7 protein-coding genes are annotated in these 7,063 nt (G+C 29.6%); all 7 read right to left on the bottom strand.

The features are described 5' to 3' along the window. The coding region (locus ABY298_RS13765) for an efflux RND transporter permease subunit (protein WP_372746637.1) at positions 1–633 on the bottom strand (633 nt) is incomplete at its 3' end. A gap of 103 nt (positions 634–736) precedes the next feature. Beyond that, the gene (locus ABY298_RS13770) at positions 737–1,810 is read right to left on the bottom strand and encodes an efflux RND transporter periplasmic adaptor subunit (protein ID WP_372746638.1); all 1,074 of its coding nucleotides are present in this window, start codon (positions 1,808–1,810) and stop codon (positions 737–739) included. 52 nt (positions 1,811–1,862) lie between these two features. Then, positions 1,863–3,173 carry a TolC family protein gene (locus tag ABY298_RS13775; protein WP_372746639.1) on the bottom strand — a complete coding sequence of 437 codons (1,311 nt, stop codon included), beginning with the start codon at positions 3,171–3,173 and terminating at the stop codon, positions 1,863–1,865. Positions 3,174–3,356: 183 nt separating this feature from the next. Next, on the bottom strand, positions 3,357–4,412 hold the full coding sequence (locus ABY298_RS13780) for an AI-2E family transporter (RefSeq protein WP_372746640.1): 1,056 nt from the start codon (positions 4,410–4,412) through the stop codon (positions 3,357–3,359). An 81-nt stretch (positions 4,413–4,493) separates the two neighbouring features. Beyond that, positions 4,494–5,264, bottom strand: coding sequence for a TerC family protein (locus tag ABY298_RS13785; RefSeq protein ID WP_372746641.1), 771 nt, complete (start codon positions 5,262–5,264; stop codon positions 4,494–4,496). Positions 5,265–5,267: 3 nt separating this feature from the next. Next, positions 5,268–5,639 carry a hypothetical protein gene (locus tag ABY298_RS13790; protein ID WP_372746642.1) on the bottom strand — a complete coding sequence of 124 codons (372 nt, stop codon included), beginning with the start codon at positions 5,637–5,639 and terminating at the stop codon, positions 5,268–5,270. Positions 5,640–5,643: 4 nt separating this feature from the next. Beyond that, a complete protein-coding gene (gene purB, locus ABY298_RS13795; RefSeq protein WP_372746643.1) occupies positions 5,644–6,987 on the bottom strand; it encodes an adenylosuccinate lyase in 1,344 nt (447 codons plus the stop codon). Positions 6,988–7,063 lie beyond the last annotated feature (76 nt).

Below are 7,063 nucleotides of genomic sequence, written 5' to 3' on the forward strand. Positions count from 1 at the left end.
AATTGGTTGCATAATACCCAACGCATCTACACCATTTTCAGCCATTTTATCTTTATCTAAAATAACTTTTAGTTCTCTGTTTCTTCCACCAATAACTTTAGTAATAGAAACATCTTTTACTTTTTCAATTTCCGAAGTTACCTCTTCAGCAATCTGACGAATTTCAAAATCGTTATAATTTTCACTCCAAAAAGTTAATCCCAACATTGGAACATCATCAATAGAACGTGTTTTTACAAGCGGTTCTGTAACACCTGGAGGAAATGAACCTTTATAACGCATTAATTCATCATATAATTTTACGTACGATCGTTCTGTGTCTTCACCTACATAAAACTGCACAATCATCATACTTTGTCCGTTCATAGCAATACTATGTACGTGTTGCACACCCTTAATATTCGAAATAATTTTCTCCAACGGTTTTACCACGCGGCTTTCAACTTCTGTAGGGCTCGCTCCCGGATAGCCAACCAAAACATCGGCCATAGGAACAATAATTTGTGGTTCTTCTTCTCTAGGAATTAAAAAAGAACTATAAATACCAATGGCCATTAAAGCCACCATTAATAAAATGGTTAACTTAGAGTTTATAAAAACATTGGCAACTTTACCTGATATACCTTCTTGCATAATTTTAAATTTTTGGGCGTTTCCCTTTGGGTCGGGCTATTTGTTTCAATCTTTTTTTATCAAAAAAGGATTTTCACGGCTATCCCTAACGCAACAATTAATATTATTGAATAGTTACTTTTACTCCGTTGTATAATTTTCCTTCAGCTGAAACCACATATTGCTCATTATTAGACAAGCCAGATAATACTTCAACATCATCACCAAAAGATTTTCCTATACGTAACCATCTTAAAATAGCTGTGTTTTCATTTGCAATAGTGTAAACACCAGTTAATTGTCCTTGAGTTACCAAAGCGCTTTTAGGAATTAAAATAACTTCGTTTTTAGTTGATTTTTTCTCAATTGGAAATTGAACCGAAGTAAACATGCCCGATAATAATTTAGCATCCGTTTTTTCTAATACAACTTTTACTAAATATTGTCCACCTGTATTTTTAGCAGATGTACTAACTTCTGTAACTTTTCCTTTTAATAATTGATTGGTAGATTTTACCAAAACATTTACTTCAATACCATTGTTAATTTTTGTAATTTCAGATTCTGGCACCATTGCAATTACTTGAAATTGACCTGGAGTTTCCATACTTATTAATGGCATTCCTGGGTTTGCCATATCACCTTTATTTACAAATTTTCCGGTAATTACACCACTAAAAGGCGCTGTAATGTTAGAATATGATAATTGTGCGTTTACACCATTTTTCATTTGGTTGGCAGCTTCTAAACGAGCTTTAGCCATTTCGTAATGTGCAGTCATATCATCCATTTCTTTTTGCGATGCACTATTTTCACTAAATAATGCTTTAAAACGGTTGTAATCTTTTTCAGCATTTTTAAAAGCAGCGGTTGCTTCTGAAATAGACGCAGTAACTTGAGCTTTTTGAGCTGAAATATCGGCACTGTTTATACTAACTAATAATTGTCCTTGAGAAACTTTTTGACCAACTTTAACATGAACGTTATTTACAAAACCCATCATTCTTGTACTTAAGTTAGCATTTTGAACGGCTTCAATTTTTCCACTAGCGGATAAAAAAGCACTTGTTTCTGATGATGGAGTATTAACTTTTACAGCAACCGGAGTGCTGTTATCTGTAGTTTTTTTGTTATCACTTCCGCAACTTGCTATAAATACTAAAGTTGCTAAGGCTATTATTTTTATTGAATTTTTCATCGATTTTATTTTTTTGATAACTTATATTATTATGATTTTTTTTGAGAGTTGGTTATTTTGTTAAAAAAGCTACATAAGCTTTAGTAAAATTGTAATTGAACACGGTTTGCAGTTGCTCTAACTGTTTTTGTAAATATTGTGTTTCAGAAATTAATAAATCTGATGTTTTTTCCAACCCTTGTTCAAATCTGTTTTTTCTAATTCTAAATGCTTCTTTAGATTGTTCAACGGCTAAGTTTGTTAGTGTTAACTGATTTTCAGCATCTTTTAATTGGCGTTTAGCTTTATTATATTCTAACTGACTTTGATTTTTGTATTGATCTAAACTAATTTCGGCTTTATCAAATTCAGCTTTACTTTTTTGTGCTTTACCAAAACTTTTAAATCCATCAAAAACGTTCCAAGAAAGTTGTGCGCCCACTAAATAACCTTTTGCATTTGTACCAAATAATTGATCATCATACAATTCGTAGCTTCCAAAAGCATTTAAGCGTGGTAAAAAGCTCATTTTATCAGCTTTATACATATTATTATAAGCTTCAGCGCTTTTTTGCATTGCTTCAATATCTGCTCTGTTTTCGGATAATTGTTGGTTGTAAACTTCTAAATTTATTTCAGCAACAAGTTCTGTGGTAGGTTTTAACGTAGTTTCGCTTTCTTCATTCATTAAAAACAACAAATAATCGGAAGCATTTTTAACATTGCTTTTAGTTGTTAATAGCTGATTTTCAACTTCAGTTACATGCACTTCAACAGCTAAAATATCTGCTTTTTGCATATAACCTTGTTTAAAATTATTATCGGCCATTTTTTTGTTTTCCAAAGCAGCTTCTTTTGCTTTTTCCAACACTTCAACAGCTTTATAAGCAACTTGTAATTGCATATATGCTTTGGTTACTTCTAATTTTATAGCATCTTTAGTTCTTGCTGTTTGTAATTCAAAAGCATTCATTTTTGCCTTTGCAGCTTTACGCATAAAAATACCATCTGCATTAAAAATAGGTTGTTGTACTTCAATTTTGGTGGTGAAGTTTTTTATTTCATCAGGATCGTTTAATAAATCTGGATTAAAATCGGCTTGTGTTAAAATTTCCTGATTTAATTTGGTACCAAACGCCATTAAAGGATTAGTGGTGCTTATTGCCGAATGTGAAATTGAAATATTAGGTAATAAAATGGAGTTGGTTTGATTAAAATCAGCTTTGGCAGCATTGTAATTTTCTTCCGCAATTTTAATTGTATGATTATTGCTATCTATTTTTTCTAATACTTCATTTAAAGAAATGGAAACTTCTTGTTGTGCATGAATAGTAAGTAGATTAAAAAATAAAAAAGGAATTAATAAAATGTATGTAACTCTCATAGTTTTTGCTTTTTTTGTTTGATGCAAATGTATAGGAGGTGATACGTGTAAACCGTAATAAACATTACAGTCTTTTGTAACAAATATTACCTAAAATTATAAATATAGGCTTTAACAACCCTTTGAAAAACAAAGGGCTAAAGCCTAAATAAAGTTACAATATAAAAATGAATTTTTTATGGATTAAATGCTAGGAATCTTAATTTTTTTATCAGATCCTTTAAGTAAAGTTGCAAATAATTTAGTTTGCGGAAATTGTTCAAAAATAATTTTTAAAAATACAGTGATAGGAATAGACATAATTAAGCCTGGAACTCCCCAAATATAACCCCAAAACATTAACGATACTAAAATAGCTATTACGTTAATAGAAAATGATTTACCCATAAAAATAGGTTCTAAAATACTACCAAAAATAACTTGTACTAAAGTAATTGATAGAATAAAGAAGAATAATGTGCTTGTAGGGTCTAATTCAACAAAGGCAAATATTGCTAATAAAACTACAGAAACTATGGATCCAATCATTTGTACAAAATTAATTAGAAAAGCAAATAATCCCCAGAATATTGGAAAACTAACATTAAAAAAGTAGCAGGCAAGTCCAAAACCTATACCTGTTAAAGCACTTACTAAAAACTTTACTTTTACAAATGTTATTAAATCGTTTTCAATTTTCATGAAAATTTTAGCAGATGCATACTGTTGTTTAAAAATGGTGCTACTTAAAACTTTATAGAAATTTAGAGATTCTGCAAGCCATAAAACAACAAAAAAAGCTGTCATTAGTAACATTGAAATTAGATTACCTATAAAACCAATAGTAAAACCAAAGTTTTTTCCAACGGCTTCTTTATTTAAAATAAGGTTCATTAGGTTTCCATCTTCGGTTAATTTAAAACCTAAAAAATCTTCAATAGTGTATGCTAAATCTGAAATTTTTATTTGTGCTTTTGCCACAAAAGCATCTTGCGTTTGCATAATTTCTTTACTTGCCAATTTAATTATTTCTCCACCAAGTAAAAAACTAGCAATAAAAATGAACAAAACTATTATAATACTTAAAGAATTTGGAATTTTCTTTTTTGTAAGCCACCTCATTAATGGTAAAAATAATAATGCAATAAATAAAGAGGCTACAATAGGTATAAGTATAAAGTCTAATATTTTAAGCATATAAAAAATAATTGGTACTACAATTATTAATAATAAAATATTGGTGGTTCTACGCTCGTTCATAAATTGTTTTATTATATGGCTAAATTAAGAACAAAAATCCCATTATAGAACGGGATTTTTGTTAAATATGTAAAGTTTTTGTTATTTTTTTCGAACTTTCATGTTCAATGCTTCAACACCTAAAGAAAACGCTATGGCAAAATATAAGTAACCTTTTGGAATTGCACCCACAGGTTTGTTAAATATTTCTATATGCGATAAATGTGCGCCTTCTGTAATTAACATAAATCCAATTAATATTAAGAAAGATAGTGCTAACATTTGAATAGTTGGATGTTTGTTAACAAAATTACTAACTGGAGTAGCAAAAATCATCATTATAATAATAGATATAATTACTGCTGTAATCATAATTATTAATGCTCCAGGAATTCCGTTTGTCATACCAACAGCAGTTAAAACAGAATCAAAAGAAAATACAATGTCTATTAATACAATTTGAAATATAACCATTCCAAAGGTTGATGCAACTTTAGCTTTTGTTGAAGATTCAGAATGTTCCTCAACACCTTCAACTTTATGGTGAATTTCTTTGGTACTTTTATATAATAAAAATATACCTCCTAAAATTAATATTACACTTTGCCCTGTAATTCCTCCTTTAAACCAACTAATATCAAAAGAAAAGAAAGGAGCTTTCATAGAAATTAACCAAGTAACTCCTAATAATAAAAGAATTCTAAAAACCAACGCTAATAATAAACCTACTCTGGTAGCTTTTTTAATTTGGTTTTGTGGTAATTTACCTGCAGTAATAGAAATAAAAATAATATTGTCTATTCCTAAAATAATTTCTAAAAATGTTAATGTTAACAGCGCTATCCAAGCATCTGCGTGTAAAAATATTTCCATTGCTTAATTTGATTTTTTTATAATTTCACCTTTTTGAACAAAATTTGAATGTCCAATTACGGCCTCAAATGTATACGAATTTTTTGATATGGAAGTTATTTTAACATGAATTGGATCTTCATCTATTGCCGATTTTGGGTGCAACATTTTTAAGGTATAATTAAAATTGTTTTTCCAATAAATAGCTAATGTATCTACTCTGTTAGCATATTTTTCAATTTGAATTGAATCTTTTCTAATAACAATTGTTTTATCATAGCCTTTTCCTTCCGGAATTTCAAAAGTTCCAGTTTTAAACCTATCAGGATTTAATGTTTCTTCTTTACAACTAAATAATAAAGTTATGAATGCTAAGAGTACAATTATTTTTTTCATAAAATTAAATTCCAGTATAGTTACTTGGCGAAATTGCTTTTAATTCAGTTTTAATTTCGTTAGAAACTTCTAAACTATCAATAAAATCGGCCATAGATTTTTGCGTAATTTTTGCATTTGTTCTTGTTAACCCTTTTAAAGCTTCATACGGATTTGGATATGCTTCTCTACGTAAAATTGTTTGAATTGCTTCTGCAACTACAGCCCAGTTGTTTTCTAAATCTTCAGCAAATTTAGGTTCATTAATAATTAATTTATTCAATCCTTTTAGGGTTGAGCTAAAACCAATAATTGTATGTGCAAAAGGTACACCAACATTTCTTAAAACGGTAGAATCGGTTAAATCGCGTTGTAAACGAGAAATTGGTAATTTGGCTGATAAATGCTCAAATAATGCATTTGCAAGTCCTAAATTTCCTTCAGAGTTTTCAAAATCTATAGGATTTACTTTGTGTGGCATTGCAGATGAACCTACCTCACCAGCTTTTATTTTTTGTTTAAAATAATCCATAGAAACATACGTCCAAATATCTCTATTAAAATCTATTAAAATAGTGTTAATGCGTTTTTGCGCATCAAAAATACCCGCTAAATGATCGTAATGTTCTATTTGAGTTGTTGGAAAAGAGTGGTGTAAGCCTAAAACTTTTTCAACAAAATTTGTTCCAAAAGCTTTCCAGTCAATGTTTGGATACGCAACTTTATGTGCGTTAAAATTACCCGTTGCACCACCAAATTTTGCAGCGTAAGGCACATTTTGCAATTGCTTTACTTGTTGCTCTATACGTTCAATAAAAACTTCAATTTCTTTTCCTAAACGCGTTGGAGATGCAGGCTGACCGTGTGTACGTGCTAGCATAGAAATGTTTGACCAATCTGATGCTAATTCGCGCAATTTTTGCAATAATTGCGCTAATTCTGGATAATAAACAGCATCAAAAGCATCGTTTATTGATAAGGGAACGGAAGTGTTATTAATATCTTGTGAGGTTAATCCAAAATGGATAAACTCTTTATATTTTTCAATTTTTAAAGCGTCAAACTTTTCTTTAATAAAATATTCAACTGCTTTAACATCGTGATTTGTAACTTTTTCAATGTCTTTAATTTTTTGAGCATCTTCAGTAGTAAAATCGGTATAAATTTTACGTAATTCAGCAAAAAGATTCTTGTTAAAATCTGCTAATTGAGGTAATGGAATGTTGCATAAAGCAATAAAGTATTCAATTTCTACTTTTACTCTATATTTTATAAGAGCTTCTTCCGAAAAAAAAGGCGCTAAACTTTCTACTTTGTTTCTGTATCTACCGTCAATTGGAGATATGGCATTTAAGCTTGTTAATGTCATTTGTTAGTTTTAAGTTGAAAAATGCAAAATTAATGAAATTAAGCCAATTTTGGTACTTTTATTTCTTGTTTATCAG

This window comes from Lutibacter sp. (assembly GCF_041596795.1).
In the GTDB taxonomy this organism is placed as follows: Bacteria; Bacteroidota; Bacteroidia; order Flavobacteriales; family Flavobacteriaceae; genus Lutibacter.